This is a genomic window from Clostridium sp. 29_15, assembly GCF_001916075.1.
Classification (GTDB): domain Bacteria; phylum Bacillota; class Clostridia; order Clostridiales; family Clostridiaceae; genus Clostridium; species Clostridium lentum.
Map to the genome: position 1 here is coordinate 63,770 of NZ_MNRT01000041.1, position 21,297 is coordinate 85,066.

Here is a 21,297-nt window from a genome sequence, read left to right on the forward strand (position 1 = left end):
TAGTTAAACACTTCCATAGTTAAAATTAATACTTCACTAATTAATAATCGTAGCGTTATTCAGTGTTTAACTATAAGAGATCTCCAATAGCATATTCTCCCTCTGCTTTTTCAATCTTTATATCTACTATTTTACCAGTTATATCTGCTGCCATACAATCAATCTCAACTTTTATATAATTTTTCGTATACCCTTCAAATATATTAGGTCTATCTTTTAATTCTTTTTCAACTAAAATATCCATTTCTTTTCCTACAAACTTTTCAATAAAGTCATGTTCATTTTTGTTACTAAGTTCAATTAAAAGCTTACTTCTTTCATCTTTAGTCCTTCCATCAATTTGATTAGGCATATCTGCTGCCTTTGTACCTTTTCTTGGACTATATTTAAATACATGTGTTTTTGTCAACTTAATATCTTGTAAAAATTTATATGTTTCATTAAATTCTTCTTCAGTTTCTCCTGGGAATCCAACAATTACATCTGTAGAAATCGATACATATGGTATCGCTTTTCTTATGTTTTCTACAGCCATTTTATATTCCTCAGCTGAGTATCTTCTATTCATTCTCTTTAACACTGTATTACATCCACTTTGAAGAGATAAGTGGAAGTGAGGGCATAACTTCTTAAAACCTTTGATTTTTTCAATATTTTCTTCACTAAAGAATCCTGGTTCTAATGAACCTATTCTTATTCTTTCTATACCATCAATAGCTTCAATGTCTTCAATTATAGTAAGAAGATTTACTGTACCTTCTAAATCAAGACCATATGATGCTGTGTGTATACCTGATAAAATAACTTCTTTAAATCCATTAGTTGCTAATTCTTTTACTTCTTCTATAACTTTATTTGGGTCTTTTGAACATACAGACCCTCTTGCATATGGTATTGTACAGAAAGTACAGAATCTATTACATCCATCTTGTATTTTTAAGAAAGCTCTTGTTTTATCTTGATATTCTTCTATCTTTAAATCTTCAAACTTCTTATTTTTAAGTACGCCTTCTACATGAACTTGAGGCTCACCTTCTTCTCTAGCCTTATTTACATAATAAACTACATCTCCTTTATTACGTGTTCCAAGGACTACATCAACACCTTCTATTGCTGACACTTCTTTAGGAGACATTTGTGAATAACATCCTACAGCAGCTATTATAGCCTCTGGATTGCTTCTTCTAGCTCTACTTATAATTTGTCTTGATTTTTTATCTCCCATATTTGTAACAGTACAAGTGTTTATTACATATACATCAGCAAAAGTATCAAAGTCTACAACTTCATACCCCTCTCTAATAAATTTTTCAGCCATTGCTTCTGACTCATAAAAATTAACTCTGCACCCTAAAGTAGCAAATGCAACTTTCATTAAATAATTCCTCCTAAATCTCCAAGCTCATATTGAATTAATGAAGCTGCCGTAAAACCAGCAGTTTCCGTTCTTAAAATTCTGTTTCCTAAAGTAACTATATGAGCTCCTATTTCTTTCAATTTTAATATCTCATCTTCCTCAATTCCACCTTCAGGTCCAATAAATATTCCTACTTCACTAATTTCATTTAATGTAGCATTTTCTTCTCTTAATTTATTAATCAACGATTTTATGCCAAACCCTTCTGCATTTTCATAAGGAACAATTATTAAATCTAACTCCTTCATACTTTCTAATGCCTCATCAAAACTTATAGGTTCTAATACCTTAGGCACTATACTTCTTTTACTTTGCTTTGCTGCCTCTAATGCTATTCTATTAAGCCTATCTAGTTTTTTAAATTCACCTTTCAGTTTTACATCAACTCTTAAAGTTATTACAGGTATGAAATCACTAATTCCTAGCTCTGTTCCCTTTTGTACTATTAAATCCATCTTTTGAGCCTTTGGAAGCCCTTGATATAGGTGTATTTTAACAGGACTTTCATTGTTTACATCTAGCTTCTCAAGTATTTCAAATTCAACTTCTTGTTTGCTAGTAGAGCTTATCACTGCAAGGTATTCTGTACCTTGACAATCGTTCAAAACAACCTTTTCTCCTGCTTCTATCCTTAAAACCTTAATAATATGCTTAACATCTTCACCTATTATTTTGGCTATATTTTCACTTATTAATTCTTTAGGTGTAAAAAATTTATGCATTTTCCTTAGCTCCTATAAACTATTTTAATTTAGCTACTATACAATTCCATTCTCCATCTCTGTTCTTTTCTATAACTTCAAACCCAGTAGCTTCTAGTTTTTCACATACCATTTCCACTCTATCGTGAATTATTCCTGATGTAATAAATATACCATTATCCTTTAATACTCTCTTAACATCATCTGTTAATATACATATTATTTCTGCTAATATATTAGCAACAACAACATCAGCTTTACCATCTATTACTTCCACTAAGTTTCCTTCTAAGATTTCTATGTTGTTTAATTTATTGTATGTTACATTTTCCTTTGATGATTCAACAGCTACTGGATCTAAATCTACCCCAACTGATAATTTTGCTCCTAATTTAGCCGCTGCAATTGTTAATATTCCTGAACCACATCCTACATCAAACACTGTAGCATCTTCATTTACATATCTTTCTAATGCCTGTATGCACATTCTTGTAGTTTCGTGAGTTCCTGTACCAAATGCCATGCCTGGATCTAATTCAACCACTAATTCATTGCCCTTTGGCTCATACTCTTCCCATATCGGTTTAACCACTATTCTTTCTCCAACTAAAACTGGTTTATAATATTGTTTCCAAGTGTCAGCCCAATCTTTTTCATATTTAACTTCACTTTCAACCTTTCCTTCACCAACGTTTATTCCCAGTTCTTTTATTTCATTAACCTTTTCTTCTATATATGTAACTATCTCTTCAACATTATCTTCTTCTGAGAAATAACCTTTTACTACAGCTGCTTCTCCTCTATGTTCTAAAACATTAATATCAGCAAAATCCCAAGTTAAAGGTCCTTGCTCTCTTCCTAATATATCATTAGGGTCTTCTATTGCAACTCCCTTACAATCTAATCCATAAAATATTCCTGCTATTGGTTCTAAAGCTTCACTTATTGTTATAACTCTAACTTCTACCCAAGTGCCATTCATCTATATCATCCTTTCTTCTTTTTAACATAATGACTAATACTTTATTTTACACGGTATGACAAATAAAGTCCACCCTATTTAATTGAAATTTGATAATGGATAATTATCTATATTTTAAAATCTAATATAAAAGGAACTCATCAGAGTCCCTTCCTTAATTTTTCATTTTCAATTACTAACTTATCAATTATTTTAGTTTGCCACCATATCCTTATTGCAATCTTCAATTTCTCCTTCCTCTATCTTATCATTTTCCTTTATCCTTCCATTTGCTATATTAAACAGTATTGAATTAGCAGCAATAAACAACATACCTAACTGAGGCGCATAAACACTACAATCTACTAGTCCTTGAATTATAACCATCATATTCAAAGCAGTTAATAAACATACATAATGATCATATCTTATATATATTATCATCAAATCTTTAAAAATTTTAATTTTAACAAAAATATATATACTAAATGCTAAAATTCCACCAGAAACTAAAAAAGTTAACCAAATATTATGTGAATGAATTACATTGCCATTATTATACATGAAGTCAATTCCATGCTCTAATGTTCCTAGTGCTCCCCATCCTAACAACGGCTTTATTAAAAACATTTCAGCTGAACCAAACCAAATATCATAACGAGAACTAAAAGATGTTCTCAATTCATCTATTACAGTTATTGAATTAATTCTTCTTTGAAAAAACACAAATGATACTATAACAAATATAATGGTCATAATCATTATTATACTCTTCTTAGTTTCTCTATTTTTATCCACCAAAAAATAAGCTCCCATAGATGATAATAGAGCAATAAAAGCTCCTGTTGATTCAGTTAGTAGTAACGCTACAGTCATAAGTACCAATAAAAGATTTAACTTTTTATTTTCAGTTTTATCACTATGACCATCTTTTAAAAACATGGCTATTAGTATCATACTGCCAAACCATGCACCTGTCATATTAGGATTTCCATATGTACTAAATATTCTATGATTTTCTTTCCCATTAAAAATAAATACTATCTTTTCTACAATACCAATTAAAGCTGTTAAGGATGATAGCTTTAATAATAACCTTAAAACATCATTCACCCTCTTTTGAGTTACAAAATATTTCTGACTTAATATGGCTATCCCTATATAGATTAATAGTAAAAAAGAGCCACATACAGATAAAATGCTTGCATTCACCACCCCACTAAGGAAAAAGCATAAAAAAAGTAACATCAAACTTACAGTTAGATAGTTTTTAAGCACCTCTGCTTTTTTCTTATATAAGATATATATCCCATATATTCCAGGTATAACTGCTGTAAAAGGTGATAATACTACCATTAAAACAAATAAATTCATAATAACCACCATTAAGATATTATTTTTGAAATCAGCTAATTAATCCTTCAAATAATATTCTTTAATTCCTTATTGTTTTTGGTATTTACTTTTTACTTATTAATATTATTAACCTTTAAGTGTAAATCTATAATTATTTTAGAGATAGTTTTTAATTTTTACTAAAAAATAATAAAGGCTTAATTACAATTTTATTTATAATTAAACCTTTTTATTCTTTATTTATTATATTGTAGAATTATGAATTTAGTCTTTATCCCTTGCTCTGTAAACATTCTTTCATGCTCTGTAACTACATTTCCTTCAAATCCACTGTTATGTAAATCCCTTGTGATAAATTTTGTTTCCAAATTACATTCTTTAAAGTATTCTAAAGATTCATCAAACAGCTCATCATCATCTGTCTTAAACCAGATTTCTGAACCATCCTTTAAAAATTTTTTATATTTTTCAATTTGTCTAGGATGAGTAAGTCTTCTTTTTTTATGTCTATCTTTTGGCCATGGATTACAGAAGTTAATGTATATTCTACTTATTTCATCACCGTCACCTAACATGTTATCAATTATAGCAATTTCTTGTGACATTAATGCAACATTATCTATTTCTTGCCCCTTTTTCTCATAAGCTGCTTCAATATTTCTCTTAGCTAACACTAAAACTTCATCTTTTATATCTATAGTAATATAGTTCTTATCAGGATTTTCTGAACTATGAACAGCCATGAATGTTCCTTTTCCACATCCTAATTCCATGTATATAGGCTTATCATTGCCGAAAAACTCTTTCCATCTTCCTTTATACTCACTTGGATTTTGTATAAAGAACTTACATGCCTCTAATTCTGGTCTAGCCCAAGGCTTTTTACGCATTCTCATATTTTTTCACTCCAACTTCCATCTATAATCAATAAATTCCTTCTAACTATTCCTTGCTATAAATTAATTATACAGATTTATAGACTTATTTCAACAACAAAAGAAAGTTAGACTTTATAAAATACTTCTATAAACATAGAAATATTAATCTAACTTTCTTTATACTATATATTCTAACTATTATATTTTTCTACTAGTTCTTTAAAATCATCATTTTTAACGCTTATATATTCTCTGAAACTCTTATTACTTTCTTTTAAAATATTAGATAGTTCTAGCATAAATTTAGGTATATCTCGTTTTAAAATTTCTCCATATTTTTCAGCTAATCTAACTTCATTTGCTTTATGACTTCCATCAACAAATAACTCAAAACATTCTAATAATTCATTATCTACTCTTTTTTTCTTTCCAGCAAAACCTATTGCTCCAATTTCTTGAGCACCACAAGAATTTCCACATCCTGATATATATACTTTTGGAAGATACTTAGTATCTCCTTTATTTTCTTTTACATAAGTAATCATTTCTCTTAAAGTGTCTTGACTATCACAAATTCCTATTTGGCAAGTTGGTACACCTATACATGAAATACTTTGTTCGAAATCACTTTCTCCACCCATATCTTTAGTAATTTCTAAAAGATCTTTAGCTTCAACTCCATTAAGGTTTCTAAAATATATTCCTTCTGTTTTAGATAATCTTATCTCTGGTGATTCACATGTTTCCAGTATCATTATTATCTCTTTTAAATTTTCTAATGCTATTTGCCCTCCAACTGGATGTAAATATACACTATATAACCCTTCTTGCTTTTGCTCAATTAATCTATTATCAATAATATCAACTTTTATACCTTTTTTTGTATTTTTAATTTCTTCACACTCTAAACTTAATCCACCTTTAGCTTTAGCTGCTTCCACATGTTTCTTATAACATTCTATAAAACCTTCTTCACCTAATTTTTCAACTATATATCTAATTCTTGCTTTACTCTTATTTTCATAATTACCTTCTGAAATAAAGAAATCTACCATTCCTTGAACGTAATATAAAACTTCATTTGCATCTATTAATTCTGGATAAACTAACGCTTTTTTAGGATTTCTTCCTAGGCCTCCCCCTACATATACTCTAAAGCATTTTTTCCCTTCATTATTTACAGCCATAAATCCTAAATCTTGAACTGTACAACATGCTGTATCCTCTTCTGAGTTAGAAAATGCTACTTTTATTTTTCTTGGTAATTTATATGAAGTTATTCTCTTCATAAAATAATTATCACAAGCTATAGCATATTGAGTTACATCAAATGCTTCATTTTTATCTACTCCAGATAAAGGAGATAGTGCTACATTTCTTGGATAATTTCCTCCAGCACCTCTTGTAAAAATATTATAATTTAATGCCTCTTCCATTAAGCTACATGTATCATCTATAGTCAATCCATGATATTGAATAGATTGGCGTGTTGTAAAATGTAAATATTCTACTTCATATTTATTAGCCCATTCATATATTTTCTTTAATTGATCTAAGGCTATAACTCCAGAAGAGGTCCTAAGTCTAATAACAAAATCTTTTTGATTTCTTTGAGCATATACTCCAAATCCGCATGATATTGATCTAAAATCCATTTTTGACATATTCTTATTTAGAAATTCATACCCATTTTCTTTAAAAGGCTCTATTTCACATAATATCTCTTTTTTTATTTCTTCCATTGCTTCACCTCATACTAATCTTTTCTATCTTTACTATGCCTTCTTATTTAAATAAATATTCAAAATATATTATATATTGTTTTCATATTTCTACAATATTTTTTTTATTTTTTATTATATTAAAGAAGTAAAAATTTTATAAATTCCATTGATTTTTGTAATTTTTTTCTATAAACTTAACTTAAGTAAACATATACATAAATTAGGAGGATAATATGGAAAAAGAAACACAATTTGATTCTGAAATATCAATTAAAGAAAAATTCAAAGCTTTATCTCCCAAAGAAAAATATAGCTATATATGGGAATATTATAAAATTCATATAATTATTACATTACTTTCTATAGTAGGACTAGCTTCTTTCATTCATACAATGATGACTAAAAAATCTACTTACTGTACCATAACTTATTATAATTCTTATATAGATGAAAATCAGTTATACTCCCTTAGGGATACACTTAATGATCTACTTATTGAAAATCCTGAAAAGTCAACAATACTTATTAATCCTATCTGGAGTGACTCAAATACTGGATATAGATTAACCCCTACTGAAGAAATCGCTATAAAAATAGCTGCTAAAGAAATTGATCTTGCCATTGTTAATGAAGAATACTTCAATGCACAAGTATCACAAGATATGTTTGAAGATATCTCCACTATAGATGGTTTTGAAAACTTAAATATTCCAGAAGAACTGCTTGTTAAAGCTTCTGACTCAAATGATACTGAAGGTATATATGGTATTAAAATAGATTCTTTAAATTTACTTAAAGAGATTGACTTTCCTTCCAAGGATAATATCCTTACAATCATTGTTAACTCCGAAAGAAAAGAACATGCCATGGAGGTTTTAAATGTATTAACGAAATAAACAGCCTGTCGCTTTAAATACAACAGGCTGTTTTTAATTAAAATATATCTATTTTTTAAAGATGTTTTTAAATCCTTTTTTGTGTTGAACTTCAACATTGTCTGGTTCTTCTCCGCAAGCTTCCATAAATGCTTTTAATGCTTCCACTTGCTTTTCATTTAAATTCTTAGGAATTTCAACTACAACTTTTACGTACTGATCTCCTCTTCCTGAACCATTTACTCTTGGAACTCCTTTTCCTTTTAATCTGAAAAGTGTACCTGATTGTGTTCCTGCTGGAACAGTATATTTAACATCACCATCTACTGTAGGTACTGTTATTTCACATCCTAATGCAGCTCTAGACATAGATATATGAGTATCTATATAAATATCATGTCCACGTCTATCAAATTTACTTGATCTAGCAACATTGATTCTTACATATATATCTCCTGGAGGCCCTCCGTTAGCACCGTGCTCACCTTGTCCTCTAAGTGGTAGTACATTTCCTGTATCAACACCTGCTGGTATCTTAACATTTATCTTTCTACTCTTTCTTACTTTACCTTTTCCTGCACATGAATGACATGGTTCTTCAACTACAGTTCCTCTACCTCCACATCTATCACATGTAGATGTAGTTACGAAGTTTCCTAATGGAGTTTGTCTTTGAACCCTTACTTGCCCTGAACCATTACATGTTGGACATGTTTTTGGAGATGTTCCAGGTTTAGCTCCTGATCCATGACACTCTCCACAGTTTTCACTTCTATTAATTGTGATTTCTTTTTCAACCCCAAATATAGCTTCTTCAAAGGATAAATTAATAGTGTATTCTAAATCAGCACCTTTAACCGGTCCATTTCTTCTTCTTGATGAACTTCCGCCACCACCAAAGAAACTTTCAAAAATATCTCCAAAACCACCCATATCATTGAAGTCAAAACCACCAAATCCACCTGCTCCAAATCCACTTCCATCAAAGTCAGCTGATCCAAATTGATCATATCTTGCTTTCTTTTCAGGATCAGAAAGTACTTGATAAGCTTCATTTATCTCTTTAAACTTAGCTTCTGCTTCTGTATTTCCTTGATTTTTATCAGGATGGTATTTAATAGCTAGCTTTCTAAAGGCTCTTTTTATTTCATCTTCACTTGCCCCTTTTTGAAGGCCAAGCACTTCATAATAGTCTTTACTTGCCATCTACAAATGTCACCACCTTATTACAAATTTACCTTTATATAATAACATTATAATAATAATTATTAAATACTGTACTTTTAAAAAGGGAAGACGACTTTTGTCTTCCCTCTAAATTAATTTAATTATTTGTCATCTTTAACTTCAAAATCAGCATCTACTACATTGTCATCGTGAGCTGTACCAGCATCTGCATTTGCTCCACCCATATTGTTTGGATCAAATCCTTCAGCACCTTGTTGTCCTCCAGCTTGTGCATACATCTTAGAAGATATAGCATAGAATTCTTGATTTAATTCATCCATTGCTTTCTTAATTGATTCTAAATCTTCACCATCTTTAATAGCCTTTAATGCATCTAATTTAGCTGTAACCTTAGCTTTATCATCAGCAGATACTTTATCTCCTAATTCTTCTAAAGTTTTTTCAGTTTGATATACTATTTGATCAGCATTATTCTTAACTTCTATGCCCTCTTTTCTCTTCTTATCTTCTTCAGCAAATCTTTCTGCTTCTTTTACTGCCTTTTCTACTTCTTCATCTGAAAGGTTAGTTGAAGCTGTAATTGTGATGTTTGCTTCTTTTCCTGTTCCCTTATCTAAAGCTGAAACTTTAACTATACCATTTGCATCTATATCAAATGTTACTTCTATTTGTGGGATTCCTCTTGGAGCTGGAGCAATTCCTGATAGAGTAAATCTTCCTAAAGTCTTGTTATCAGCTGCCATTTGTCTTTCACCTTGAACTACGTGAATTTCCACTGATGTTTGACCATCTGCTGCAGTTGAGAAAACTTGACTCTTCTTAGCTGGAATAGTTGTATTTCTTTCAATTAATGGTGTAGCTATACCACCCATTGTTTCAATTCCTAATGTTAATGGTGTAACGTCTAATAATAATACGTCTTTAACTTCTCCAGTTAATACACCTGCTTGTATTGCAGCACCTACAGCAACACATTCATCTGGATTAACTCCCTTAGATGGTTCTTTTCCTGTAAAGTTCTTAACTGCTTCTTGAACAGCTGGTATTCTTGTTGATCCACCAACTAATATAACCTTGTCTATTTGACTAATTGAAAGTCCTGCATCTGCTAAAGCTTTCTTCATTGGTTCGATACTTCTTTGAACTAAATCATGAGTTAATTCATTGAATTTAGCTCTAGTTAAATCTAAATTTATGTGCTTTGGACCTGTTGCATCAGCAGTGATGAATGGTAAGTTAATATTTGTTTGCATTGAAGATGATAATTCAATCTTAGCTTTTTCAGCTGCTTCTTTTAATCTTTGAAGAGCCATCTTATCATTTCTTAAATCAATACCATTTTCTGCTTTGAATGTTTCAGCTATATAATCCATAACTTTGTTATCAAAGTCATCTCCACCAAGCTTAGTATCTCCATTTGTTGATAATACTTCGAATACACCATCACCTAATTCTAGTATAGATACGTCGAATGTACCACCACCTAAGTCATATACGAATATCTTTTCGCTGTGATCTGTTTTATCTAATCCATAAGCAAGTGAAGCTGCTGTTGGTTCGTTTATTATTCTTAATACTTCTAATCCAGCTATTCTACCAGCATCTTTAGTTGCTTGTCTTTCAGCATCATTGAAATAAGCTGGTACTGTGATAACTGCTTGAGTTACTGGCTCACCTAAATAAGCTTCTGCATCAGCTTTTATCTTTTGAAGAATCATTGCTGATATTTCTTGTGGTGAATATTCTTTATCATCAATATGAGTTTTATGGTCTGTACCCATCTCTCTCTTTATTGAAATTATTGTATGATCTGGATTAGTAATCGCTTGTCTTTTAGCTACTTGACCAACTAATCTTTCTCCGTTAGCTTGGAATGAAACTACTGATGGAGTAGTTCTTGCTCCTTCTGAGTTTGCTATTACGACTGGTTCTCCACCTTCCATAACTGCTACACATGAATTTGTTGTACCTAAGTCAATACCTATAATTTTTCCCATAATTATTTCCTCCTAAATTTCTATCTATTAAAATTAAACTAATTTGCTACTTTTACCATTGAATATCTTATTACTTTGTCACCTTTCTTATATCCTTTCAGGAATACTTCAGCAACAACGTTTTTATCTAAATTTTCATCTTGAATATGCATTACTGCTTGATGCATATTAGGATCAAATCCTTCTTCAACACTTATCTCTTCAACTCCAAGTTTTTCAAGTGAAGTTTGAAATCCTTTAATAGTCATTTCAATTCCTTTTTTCAAATCTTCAACGCTTCCATCAACTGCTAAAGCTCTTTCAAGATTATCTACTGTTGGAATAACTTCTTTTAATACATCTGCACATGCATCTGCATATATTCCTTCCTTTTCTTTGGCAGTTCTCTTTCTAAAGTTTTCATATTCGGCTGTAACCCTTAATAATCTATCTTTAAATGCTTCAACTTCTTTTGAAAGTTTATCATTTTCTTCTTTTAACTTTTTAACTAAAGCTAAATCAGTTTCTTCATTGTTTTCAGCCTCATTAACCTCTTCAGTACTTTCTGTTATAGCTTCTGCTTCATCAATGATTTCTTCATTTAAATCTTTATTTTCTTCCATTCAATACACCTCTTCTCACACTACTCAAGACTCTGATTTCTTAAACTTTTATTTAGTTCTTTTATTACTTGAGCCATTATTGAAATTACTTTTGAATAATTAATTCTCTGTGGTCCAATTAAACCTATATTACCAATTGGTCTTCCACCTAAACAATATTCTGCTGTTATTACAGAACAATCTTTTGCTTCTGGAATATAATTTTCATCACCAATCTTTATGGTAATATCACCACTTGGCTCTAATAATTCAATAACACAATCTTTATTACTTATAAGTTGAAGCATATCTTTGACTTTTTCAATATCGTTATATTCTGCATAATTGAAAAGATTGGTAGTTCCTTCAACTAATAAATCTGATTTTGTACTTTCATTTAAACTCTTATATAGAGCTGGAAGTATTGCATTAAATAAATCATCAAATCCCTTAAGTTCTTCCTTTATTTCATTAATCACCTGTAGATTTATTGCATCTATTGTTAGGTTTTTTAACTTAATATTAAGAACTTCATTGATTCTATCTAATTCACTTTCCATAGGCATATGTGATACTCTTATTCTATGGTTTTTTATAACTCCACTATCTGTAACTATTATAGCTACTATATTGGACTTATCAATACCTATAAGCTGCATCGATACTATCCTGCTTCTTTTCATAGAAGGAGTTTCCACTATACAAGTTAAATTAGTTAACTCTGATAATAGCACACATGCTTCTTTTAATACCTTATCCACTTCATACATAGCTGAATTAATGATATATTCCTTAATTCTAAGCTCTTCTTCTCTTGTAAGCTGTTCCCTCTGCATCAATTGATCTACATATAATCTATAGCCTTTACTGGAAGGGATTCTGCCTGCAGATGTATGAGGCTGCTCTAAATATCCCATCTCCTCTAAGTCGGCCATTTCATTCCTAATAGTGGCAGATCCTATACCTAAGTCGTATTTTTTAGCTATTGTTCTTGATCCAACAGGTTCACCTGTCACAATATAGTCGTTTATAATGGCTTGGAGTATTCTAATTTTTCTATCATCAATAGCCAATCTCATCACCCCTATTGTTAGCACTCACTAACACCGAGTGCTAATGACTACAATATCAATATATTCTTATTCGCTTTTTTTGTCAATTTCATATTTTCTCATATTATGCCACCTATTATTTACTATTTAAAATAGTGTGATTTTTTCTCTTTTTTTCTTTAAATTACTCTTATTTTCTATTCAATCTATTTTTCTAATATAAAGTCTGACATAGCCTCATTTGCTAAGCTTATTCCTTTTACCGTCAAAGATAATTTATCATCTTTTAGCTCAAGAAGACCTCTTTTAATATTCTTCTCTATTATATTTCCATATATACTGTCTATATCAGTGTTAAACTTTTGCTTAAATTCCATTTTACTTATACCTTCATTAAGTCTTAATCCCATAAACATATATTCTTCAATTTCATCTTTAATGGTATTTTTATATCTATCAATTTCAACACTTTCATTTTTTTGTATTTTTTCAATATAACTTTTTACATCTGGATTATTAACAACCCTAAAGCCATCTATATACGAACTAGATGACGAACCCACTCCTATATATTCTTTAAGTTTCCAATAAACTTTATTATGTTCACATTCTCTTCCTTCTAAGCTATAGTTAGATATTTCATACTGATTATAACCACCACTACCAAGTAGATCTTTTGTTAGTTTATCCATTTCTCTTTCCTCTTCTTCAGATGGTAAATTTAATTTATCCTTCATATGCAATGTATAAAAAGCAGTTCCTTCTTCTATGATAAGGCTATATGATGATATATGCTCTGGCTTTAAATTACAAATCTTTGCAAGGGTATCCTTCCATAAATCCACTGTTAAATTTGGCAGACCATACATAAGATCTACGTTTATATTATTAAAACCCAGTTTTCTAGCTAATTTATAATTATCTACAAATTCTTCATAAGTATGTATTCTTCCTATTATTTTAAGGAGTTCATTATTACATGACTGTAAACCAAAGCTTATTCTATTTATTCCACCATCTTTCATGGCAATAAGTTTTTCCTCATTAACTGTACCTGGGTTACATTCCATGGTAAACTCCATATCATCTACAAGCTGAAGCTTATTTACTGTTTCAAGAAGCTTTTTAATTTCATGTACTTCTAAATATGATGGAGTTCCTCCTCCAATAAATATACTTTTTATCTTATATTGCTGACACTTATTTAATATCTCTTTACATAAAGCTTCTATATAAGCTTCCCTATACCTCTCCTTTCCTGCAAAAGATGGAAAATCACAATAAAAACACTTCTGCTTGCAAAATGGTATATGTATATATAAACTTGTTTCCTTCATTCTTATTCCTCCAAATTTTTATAGCACTATAATTTTCTTTTTAACGCATTAGTAACGACGTATATAAGAAGTGGCTAATTTATTAGTATCCCATATTCTAAAAATTTTATAATTTTCTAAGCGTAAAAAAAATAATAGCCACTTACACTATGGCTATTATTATATATTACTTTATGAAACTATACTATTTTAAATCAATACTGCTTTTTTATATCCTTTTTTCATTACATAGCTTCATTTTGCTATCTTCCTTTACTAAATAGCAATTCATTGCTATGAAAGCTATAACACACAGCATACTACAAAGCAAAAAAGAAGTTCCTAATGAATAATCAGCAACTAATCCTATCAGCGGGTTAATAGCTGCAGAAACCACACTACCTATTACAGAATATATGGATAAAATCGTTGCCCTCTCTCCGGTGGTTACAGACTTATTTTCTATCTCCATGACTATTGGTGCAAACAATGCATCACTTAGTGAAATACTCATTACCGAAATAACACTTACCACTGCTGATGTTGTTCTCCACAATATCAACGTTGCTACTAAAATAATTAAATATAATATATTTATATATTTTCTTTCACCTAAGATTCTTTTAAAGTAATATGATTTCCCTGTAATCAAAGATATTATTTGAGAAAGAGCTAATATAATACCAAATTTTTTTACGTCTATACCACAACTAATATATTTATTTTGATTTAAATATACGGTTATGCCTTGTACGATTTCCGAAAATAAGGTAATTGAAATAATAAATACGATAATATTCTTATTATTAAACGTTTCTTTAAAATTCATTTTTATACTTGCATTTTTTTCATCCTTAGGAACTTCATCTAAGAACAGTGACAGTATAAATGCAATTCCATAAGCCACTATTGTAAATAACACTGTACTTTCCATAGAAATTTCAATTATAAAAACACTACTAAGTGAAGCTAGTAAAAATCCTAAAGTTGTATAAAAATTGTATTTTGAAAAAACCTTATCGCATAACGATTTATCATATATAGAATTATATAAATATGCCGAGTCACAGCCAGACAGTCCCGCTAAAGCTGCCGCTAAAAATATTCGTTCTATTAAAAAGCCTAAAAATGAACCTGAATTATAAAAAACTATCTTTGATAAAAAGTAAATAAAATTAGCAATGACCACTATCTTCTTGTAACCTATTTTATCAGCAAGCTTCCCCCATGGCACTTCTAAGATTATAACTATTATAAAGTACGCCGACTCAATAATAAAAATTTCCGTCATAGAAAGCCCTCTTTTTTGCCTATATAAAGTTGCTATAGAACCATAAAAAACTAAACTTTGTAAAAAAATTATTAAATACATTAAATATATGTTCTTCTTATTCAATTTTAATCCCTCCATTTTCAGTAGCACAAATAAACCTATAAAAAATATAGGTATTTTTCCTTAATGAAGTTTTTAAATTGGTCTAAACATATATTTATCTCTCCTTTATATTTCAACCTAATTTTACTATTTTTATAAAAAAGATGCAACAATCATATATTATAAGCATAAAAAGCCATACCAAGGAACTTTTCTTGATATGGCTCTTCATTGCCGCAAATAAATTTTTCAAAATAATGCAAAACTCAATAATTAAATCTTTATATTATTATATTTCTATAAAGTCCATATTAATAACATTATTCTTAGTAAAATGTCTTTGAGCTTCTTTTATATGCACATGTATTATTTCATTTTCAAATTTAACATCTAAGTCTTTGCAATAATCAGTAATAACAATATATTGTTCTAATAGATTACTTGAAAGAAAGATAGGTATTATCTGTCCATCTTTTCTTCTAAGTGTTTCAGTTACTAACCCCTTATTCCTTAGTTTATTACCTTTAATTCCTACATCCCTAATACTTAATTCCAGCATAAATCTTTTCTACCTATAAAAATAATTTTCTATATAATATACTTGTTCCAATGATGAATTGTGAATTATCAATGATGAATTACAGAACACTATTAATTTTTTCTAAACTCTGTGAGTTTATTCCTTAATTCATCATTCATCACTCATCATTCATCATTAAAAAAAAAGCTAGAGATTTTAAAATCTCCAGCTTTTTTACTAATCTACTTTTAGTACTGCCATGAATGCTTCTTGTGGTACTTCTACAGATCCCACTTGTCTCATTCTCTTCTTTCCTTCTTTTTGCTTTTCTAAAAGTTTCTTCTTTCTTGAAATATCTCCACCATAACATTTAGCAAGAACGTCTTTTCTCATAGCTTTAACAGTTTCTCTAGCTATAACTTTAGATCCAATTGCTGCTTGTATTGGAACTTCAAACATTTGTCTTGGAATTATTTCTTTTAGCTTTTCAGCAATTCCTCTACCTTTATGGTAAGCTCTTTCTTTAGGAACTATCATTGATAATGCATCAACAACATCTCCATTTAATAATATATCAAGCTTAACAAGTTCAGTAGTAGTATATCCTTTAAATTCATAATCAAATGAAGCATATCCTCTTGTTCTTGATTTTAATGTATCGAAGAAATCATATACTATTTCATTTAAAGGAATTTCATAGTTAATAGAAACTCTTGTTGTTTCAAGATATTCCATATCTATATAAACTCCTCTTCTTTCTTGGCATAAATCCATTATAGCTCCTACATACTCTGTTGGGGCAATAATTGATGCCTTAACAATTGGCTCTTCCATATAATCTATCTCTGTTGGTTCAGGAAGATTAGTAGGGTTAGTAAGTTCAATTGTTTCTCCATTAGTCTTAGTAACCTTGTAAACAACTGATGGAGCTGTTGTAATAATATCTAAATTGAATTCTCTTTCAATTCTTTCTTGAATTATTTCCATATGAAGAAGACCTAAGAATCCACATCTAAATCCAAATCCTAATGCTATAGATGTTTCAGGTTCAAAATCTAAAGCAGCATCATTAATTTGTAACTTTTCTAATGCTTCCTTTAATTCATCATACTTAGCACCATCTACTGGATATATACCAGAGTAAACCATTGGTACAGCTTTCTTATATCCCGGAAGAGCTTCTGCTGTTGGACGATTTGCTTCTGTTACTGTATCCCCAACTCTGGCATCTGCTACATTTTTTATAGATGCTGTTATATATCCTACATCTCCTGCACTTAATTCACTTATAGGCATTAACTTAGGTGTAAATACTCCTACTTCAGTTATATCATATACCTTATTTGTTGCCATAAGCTTTACTTTTGTTCCTGGTTTAACTTTACCATCTATTATTCTTACATAACATACAACACCTTTATAACTATCATAGTATGAATCAAAAATAAGTGCCTTTAATGGAGCATCTTCATCACCATTTGGTGCTGGAATTTTTTCTACAATTGTTTCCAAAACATCTTCTACATTTAATCCTGTCTTAGCAGAAATCATCGGAGCATCCTCTGCTTCAATTCCAATAACATCTTCAATTTCTTGCTTAACTTCATCAGGTCTAGCTGATGGTAAATCAATCTTATTTATTACCGGTGCTATTTCTAAATCATTATCTAATGCTAAATAGCAGTTAGCTAATGTTTGAGCTTCTATACCTTGAGCTGCATCAACAACTAAGATAGCTCCTTCACAAGCTGCTAAGCTTCTTGAAACTTCATATGTGAAGTCTACGTGCCCTGGAGTATCTATTAGATTTAAGATATATTCTTCTCCATCTTCTCTTTTATAGATAAGTCTTGCAGCTTGAGATTTTATAGTAATTCCTCTTTCCCTTTCAAGCTCCATATTGTCAAGAACTTGCTCTTCCATTTCCCTTTGAGTAAGAGTTCCTGTCTTTTCTAATAATCTATCTGCTAATGTTGACTTACCATGGTCAATATGTGCTACAATTGAAAAATTTCTAATTTTTGATTGTCTATTGCTTGCCATATATAATAACTACTAAAATTAGTAGTTTCTTCACCCCCATTATATTAAATCAGAGTAAATTATATCATAAATTATCCTGTCAGTGTCAAGATTCTTGGTTAATTAACAAATTAATCTATATTTTTAATTTTGTTGTTCTAACCATTCTATGAAATCATCAACAATTATGTCAATTTTACTTTTAGTTTTTTCATTCTCTTTTGTATTTTTTGTTATTTTCCCTAAAGTATTCTCTATTTTAGAAATTTGCTTAATAAAAAAACTTCCTATTGATTTAATTTTTGCTATAAATATATTATTTTTAGTTAACTTTATTTTCTTATTTCCAATTTGAACCTGTACATTATCCTCTCCTTTATCTAAATATATCTTTATATTGGCATTATCTTTTATAAACTCTGAAAAATCTTCACCAAATTCCTCAGTGATTATTTGATAATTATTAAGTGTATTGCCAAATGGAGATAATGCTTCTGTATTTTTGATATTGACTATAATACATCCTACTATAACCATACTAAAAAGAATTATATGAACAATTCCCTTCTTAAGCATAAAAATGCACCCCTTATTTTTTACGCAATTATAGCGTTTTAACATTGTAAAGGATGCACATATTTTAAATTCTTTATTCAATTAAGTATAATTTTTTATATACTCTGCTATTACCCTAGCTATATATTTAGCTGATAACTTTGCTTCTATAGCAGTATTTGCTATTGATCCATCCTCTAAAAGCAATATATTATTGCTTAAATTCAAATTAAAAGCGTTTATACCAGAATCATAAACAAAAATATTAGTACTTCTAAGAAGGCTTGGAAATAATCTATTAATAATTTCTATAAGCTTATTATCAAGCTGGGTATTACTTGAATAATTGCTACTGTTCCCAGCTACTACAAACATTACCTTAGCAACTGTTTCACCATTAATCTCTGCTGTAACAGCCTGCCTATTACTGTTTGAATCCCTATGTAGATCTATAATAAGCTTAAAATCTCCATACTGATTTAAATAAGAGCTTACTGTTTCATTAGACCTTCCATAGCAATCATTATATGAAGTATCGTGTATTGTCTTATCATGAATTACCGCTATGCCATAGCCATCTTGTAATTCCTTAGCAAGAACATCTCCAACACCAACTACATTGTAATCATTATTATCTGTATTATAATTATATCCCTCGTCTACATTTCCACCATCATAATAACTTTCATGGGTGTGAGTATGATATATAAGCACCTCTGGATTAGCTTCGTCTAATGTCTTCTTTAAACTTTCATCATATGCAGGACTTTCTTTAGCTATAGCTTCATTTTCTTCTTCTGTAATCATGGCAATACTATTGGAGTTAATTTCATATGGCTGTATACCACTGTTATTATTAGCCACTGCTCCTGTAATAGTTCTATTTATTTGTGCAAACACTGTCAATTCATTACTTACAATATCCTCAAATCTTAGATTATATAGTCCTAATGATTGTAAGATAACATTTTTTATACTTAAATTATTTTCCGCATAATCACTGGCATCATAATTTAACTCCTCCACCACTGGCATGCAGTAATTCAATAACTGAACATATGCATATGCTCCCCTTTCCCGATAATTATTTAATACCACTATGCATCTTATACAAAAAAATACTACTATAATCAATATAACCACTATATCAATGCTTATCCTATTCCGTCCTCTTTTATTTTCACCTCCATGAAAAACATAACTCATTCATAATTCACCTCACTTATACATTTATATGTTTAAGTGACATACTTATTACAAATTATAATGTTAAATATTTTTCTTATTTTAATTTAAAAATTTATTTATTTCCTCCATTTCCATTTCTGGTTGCACTGCTATATTTATTCCATCAGCTATTATCTTGGCAAGTGATTCAATAATAGTATCTATATCTTTAGGTGTTACAATCAATTCTCCTACAAAAGGAGTTAATATTTCTCTTATAAGCATTTGCTTTTCATTTTTATCAACTTTTTGTAACATAGAATAAAATTCCTTTCCCCTTTCAACTTTTCCTACAAGGTCATCAAGCACCATATCAATAGTATCATTAGCTATAGTAGCAGCATCTACAACAGTAGGTACTCCTACAGCTAATACTTTTACTCCTAAACTCTTTTCATTAATTTGCATTCTGTTATTTCCAACACCTGCTCCTGGAGAAATCCCTGTATCTCCTATTTGAATAGTTCTATTGACACGGTCTAACTTTCTTGAGCCTAAAGCATCAATACATATAACTAAATCTGGCTTAACTTTTTCAACTACCGCTTTAACAATCTCTCCAGTTTCAATTCCTGTTATGCCTAGTACTCCTGGTGCCAATGCACAAACTGACCTTACATGACTTTCTAAAGCATCAGGCATAATCTGCTTTATATGTCTTGTTACCATTATCTTTTCAACTACCTTAGGTCCTAAAGCATCAGGAGTTACATTCCAATTTCCAAGTCCCACTACAAGCACTAATTTTTCTTCAGTAACATCTGCCAATCTCTTAAGGACTTTTCCTACCACCATAGATAACTCATTCATACATTCACCATCATAACTTGTAAATTCCGGAAAATCTATGGTAATATAATGCCCTTTTGGTTTTCCTAATTCCTTTCCGGCTTCATCACTTTCTATAGTTACTGTAGTAACCTTTATATCTCCATCATTCTCCTCATCTACCCTAACTCCGTCAAGTTCTCTCTTATTTTCCTCAGTATATGCTTGCTTTGCTTCTATGGCTAAATCTGTACGTATACTTATCATTATTTTCCCTCCTATTTTTACCTTTTTTCACAACTACAAAATTATTTTCCCAAATTACTTTTAATTTCATACTTGAACTTCTAAACTTTCAATGATATAATATGATTTGTTGAAAATGAACTCGTACGCAGATTTCCCCAAAAACTGCAAGAGGCCCTATAAAAATTTAAGGGGGTGAATTGAATGGCAAACATAAAATCAGCAAAGAAGAGAATTAAAGTTACTGAAACTAAAACTGCTCAAAACAGAATGATAAAATCAGCTTTAAAAACTGCTATAAAGAACTTTGAAGCTGCAGTAACTGCTAACAACGCTGAAGAAGCTAAAACTTCATTCGTTAAAGCATCTAAGTCTTTAGACATGGCTGCTCAAAAAGGTGTTGTTCACAAGAACATGGCTGCTAGAAAGAAGTCAAGATTAGCTGCGAAATTAAACGCTATGGCGTAATCAATAAGGAGTCGGTGGTTTTTAATCACCGACTATTTATTTACATAAAAAATCACCTTTATATAAAAAA

The 21,297-nt window shown here is 30.0% G+C and carries 19 protein-coding genes; 2 read left to right on the forward strand and 17 right to left on the reverse strand.

Annotated elements, in window-relative coordinates:
- Positions 1 to 70: 70 nt before the first annotated feature.
- From mtaB to BHW04_RS10450, 6 genes are all read right to left on the reverse strand, one after another.
- Complete coding sequence (gene mtaB / locus BHW04_RS10425) at positions 71 to 1,375, reverse strand: tRNA (N(6)-L-threonylcarbamoyladenosine(37)-C(2))-methylthiotransferase MtaB (protein ID WP_186834860.1); 1,305 nt, start codon at positions 1,373 to 1,375, stop codon at positions 71 to 73.
- Positions 1,375 to 2,139, reverse strand: a complete 765-nt coding sequence (locus BHW04_RS10430) for an RsmE family RNA methyltransferase (RefSeq protein WP_022212572.1) — start codon at positions 2,137 to 2,139, stop codon at positions 1,375 to 1,377. The genes mtaB and BHW04_RS10430 overlap by 1 nt, the downstream gene beginning before the upstream one ends.
- Positions 2,140 to 2,158: 19 nt before the next feature.
- A complete protein-coding gene (prmA, locus tag BHW04_RS10435) occupies positions 2,159 to 3,100 on the reverse strand; it encodes a 50S ribosomal protein L11 methyltransferase (protein WP_186834861.1) in 942 nt (313 codons plus the stop codon).
- Between the two features lie 192 nt (positions 3,101 to 3,292).
- Positions 3,293 to 4,453 (reverse strand): O-antigen ligase family protein, encoded by a 1,161-nt coding sequence (locus BHW04_RS10440; RefSeq protein ID WP_022212574.1) that lies wholly within the window; start codon positions 4,451 to 4,453, stop codon positions 3,293 to 3,295.
- Positions 4,454 to 4,671: 218 nt separating this feature from the next.
- Entirely contained in the window at positions 4,672 to 5,331 is a 660-nt protein-coding gene (gene trmB, locus BHW04_RS10445; RefSeq protein WP_022167190.1) for a tRNA (guanosine(46)-N7)-methyltransferase TrmB, read from the reverse strand.
- A gap of 173 nt (positions 5,332 to 5,504) precedes the next feature.
- Entirely contained in the window at positions 5,505 to 7,055 is a 1,551-nt protein-coding gene (locus BHW04_RS10450; protein ID WP_291661650.1) for a nitrite/sulfite reductase, read from the reverse strand.
- A 215-nt stretch (positions 7,056 to 7,270) separates the two neighbouring features.
- On the opposite strand from BHW04_RS10450, the gene BHW04_RS10455 reads away from it, so the two are divergent.
- On the forward strand, positions 7,271 to 7,933 hold the full coding sequence (locus BHW04_RS10455; protein WP_302630950.1) for a hypothetical protein: 663 nt from the start codon (positions 7,271 to 7,273) through the stop codon (positions 7,931 to 7,933).
- Between the two features lie 48 nt (positions 7,934 to 7,981).
- Here the strand turns inward: BHW04_RS10455 and dnaJ are convergent, their stop codons facing one another.
- The 11 genes from dnaJ to gpr form a co-directional block, all read right to left on the reverse strand.
- Complete coding sequence (gene dnaJ, locus BHW04_RS10460) at positions 7,982 to 9,118, reverse strand: molecular chaperone DnaJ (RefSeq protein WP_302630949.1); 1,137 nt, start codon at positions 9,116 to 9,118, stop codon at positions 7,982 to 7,984.
- A gap of 122 nt (positions 9,119 to 9,240) precedes the next feature.
- Complete coding sequence (gene dnaK / locus BHW04_RS10465; protein WP_022212579.1) at positions 9,241 to 11,097, reverse strand: molecular chaperone DnaK; 1,857 nt, start codon at positions 11,095 to 11,097, stop codon at positions 9,241 to 9,243.
- 38 nt (positions 11,098 to 11,135) lie between these two features.
- Entirely contained in the window at positions 11,136 to 11,699 is a 564-nt protein-coding gene (gene grpE / locus BHW04_RS10470; protein ID WP_302699576.1) for a nucleotide exchange factor GrpE, read from the reverse strand.
- A gap of 20 nt (positions 11,700 to 11,719) precedes the next feature.
- Positions 11,720 to 12,751, reverse strand: coding sequence for a heat-inducible transcriptional repressor HrcA (hrcA, locus tag BHW04_RS10475; protein ID WP_186834868.1), 1,032 nt, complete (start codon positions 12,749 to 12,751; stop codon positions 11,720 to 11,722).
- 185 nt (positions 12,752 to 12,936) lie between these two features.
- Positions 12,937 to 14,067: a radical SAM family heme chaperone HemW gene (gene hemW, locus BHW04_RS10480; RefSeq protein ID WP_302630947.1), complete on the reverse strand. Its 1,131-nt coding sequence runs from the start codon at positions 14,065 to 14,067 to the stop codon at positions 12,937 to 12,939.
- A gap of 208 nt (positions 14,068 to 14,275) precedes the next feature.
- Positions 14,276 to 15,442 carry an MFS transporter gene (locus tag BHW04_RS10485; protein WP_302630946.1) on the reverse strand — a complete coding sequence of 389 codons (1,167 nt, stop codon included), beginning with the start codon at positions 15,440 to 15,442 and terminating at the stop codon, positions 14,276 to 14,278.
- A 268-nt stretch (positions 15,443 to 15,710) separates the two neighbouring features.
- Entirely contained in the window at positions 15,711 to 15,980 is a 270-nt protein-coding gene (locus BHW04_RS10490; protein WP_302630945.1) for a hypothetical protein, read from the reverse strand.
- A gap of 198 nt (positions 15,981 to 16,178) precedes the next feature.
- The gene (gene lepA, locus BHW04_RS10495) at positions 16,179 to 17,984 is read right to left on the reverse strand and encodes a translation elongation factor 4 (RefSeq protein ID WP_302630944.1); all 1,806 of its coding nucleotides are present in this window, start codon (positions 17,982 to 17,984) and stop codon (positions 16,179 to 16,181) included.
- A 123-nt stretch (positions 17,985 to 18,107) separates the two neighbouring features.
- A complete protein-coding gene (locus BHW04_RS10500) occupies positions 18,108 to 18,539 on the reverse strand; it encodes a hypothetical protein (protein ID WP_302630943.1) in 432 nt (143 codons plus the stop codon).
- An 81-nt stretch (positions 18,540 to 18,620) separates the two neighbouring features.
- Entirely contained in the window at positions 18,621 to 19,724 is a 1,104-nt protein-coding gene (gene spoIIP / locus BHW04_RS10505) for a stage II sporulation protein P (RefSeq protein ID WP_302630942.1), read from the reverse strand.
- 81 nt (positions 19,725 to 19,805) lie between these two features.
- A complete protein-coding gene (gene gpr / locus BHW04_RS10510) occupies positions 19,806 to 20,780 on the reverse strand; it encodes a GPR endopeptidase (RefSeq protein ID WP_186834872.1) in 975 nt (324 codons plus the stop codon).
- A 183-nt stretch (positions 20,781 to 20,963) separates the two neighbouring features.
- Between gpr and rpsT the strand changes: the two genes are divergently transcribed.
- Positions 20,964 to 21,227, forward strand: coding sequence for a 30S ribosomal protein S20 (gene rpsT / locus BHW04_RS10515; RefSeq protein ID WP_022167175.1), 264 nt, complete (start codon positions 20,964 to 20,966; stop codon positions 21,225 to 21,227).
- Positions 21,228 to 21,297 lie beyond the last annotated feature (70 nt).

Bases quoted from the DNA above. Each gene is read 5' to 3' on its own strand.
- mtaB (WP_186834860.1), bottom strand. From the start codon at position 1,375: ATGAAAGTTGCATTTGCTACTTTAGGGTGCAGAGTTAATTTTTATGAG.
- BHW04_RS10430 (WP_022212572.1), bottom strand. From the start codon at position 2,139: ATGCATAAATTTTTTACACCTAAAGAATTAATAAGTGAAAATATAGCC.
- prmA (WP_186834861.1), bottom strand. From the start codon at position 3,100: ATGAATGGCACTTGGGTAGAAGTTAGAGTTATAACAATAAGTGAAGCT.
- BHW04_RS10440 (WP_022212574.1), bottom strand. From the start codon at position 4,453: ATGAATTTATTTGTTTTAATGGTAGTATTATCACCTTTTACAGCAGTT.
- trmB (WP_022167190.1), bottom strand. From the start codon at position 5,331: ATGAGAATGCGTAAAAAGCCTTGGGCTAGACCAGAATTAGAGGCATGT.
- BHW04_RS10450 (WP_291661650.1), bottom strand. From the start codon at position 7,055: ATGGAAGAAATAAAAAAAGAGATATTATGTGAAATAGAGCCTTTTAAA.
- BHW04_RS10455 (WP_302630950.1), top strand. From the start codon at position 7,271: ATGGAAAAAGAAACACAATTTGATTCTGAAATATCAATTAAAGAAAAA.
- dnaJ (WP_302630949.1), bottom strand. From the start codon at position 9,118: ATGGCAAGTAAAGACTATTATGAAGTGCTTGGCCTTCAAAAAGGGGCA.
- dnaK (WP_022212579.1), bottom strand. From the start codon at position 11,097: ATGGGAAAAATTATAGGTATTGACTTAGGTACAACAAATTCATGTGTA.
- grpE (WP_302699576.1), bottom strand. From the start codon at position 11,699: ATGGAAGAAAATAAAGATTTAAATGAAGAAATCATTGATGAAGCAGAA.
- hemW (WP_302630947.1), bottom strand. From the start codon at position 14,067: ATGAAGGAAACAAGTTTATATATACATATACCATTTTGCAAGCAGAAG.
- BHW04_RS10490 (WP_302630945.1), bottom strand. From the start codon at position 15,980: ATGCTGGAATTAAGTATTAGGGATGTAGGAATTAAAGGTAATAAACTA.
- lepA (WP_302630944.1), bottom strand. From the start codon at position 17,984: ATGGCAAGCAATAGACAATCAAAAATTAGAAATTTTTCAATTGTAGCA.
- BHW04_RS10500 (WP_302630943.1), bottom strand. From the start codon at position 18,539: ATGCTTAAGAAGGGAATTGTTCATATAATTCTTTTTAGTATGGTTATA.
- spoIIP (WP_302630942.1), bottom strand. From the start codon at position 19,724: ATGAGTTATGTTTTTCATGGAGGTGAAAATAAAAGAGGACGGAATAGG.
- gpr (WP_186834872.1), bottom strand. From the start codon at position 20,780: ATGATAAGTATACGTACAGATTTAGCCATAGAAGCAAAGCAAGCATAT.
- rpsT (WP_022167175.1), top strand. From the start codon at position 20,964: ATGGCAAACATAAAATCAGCAAAGAAGAGAATTAAAGTTACTGAAACT.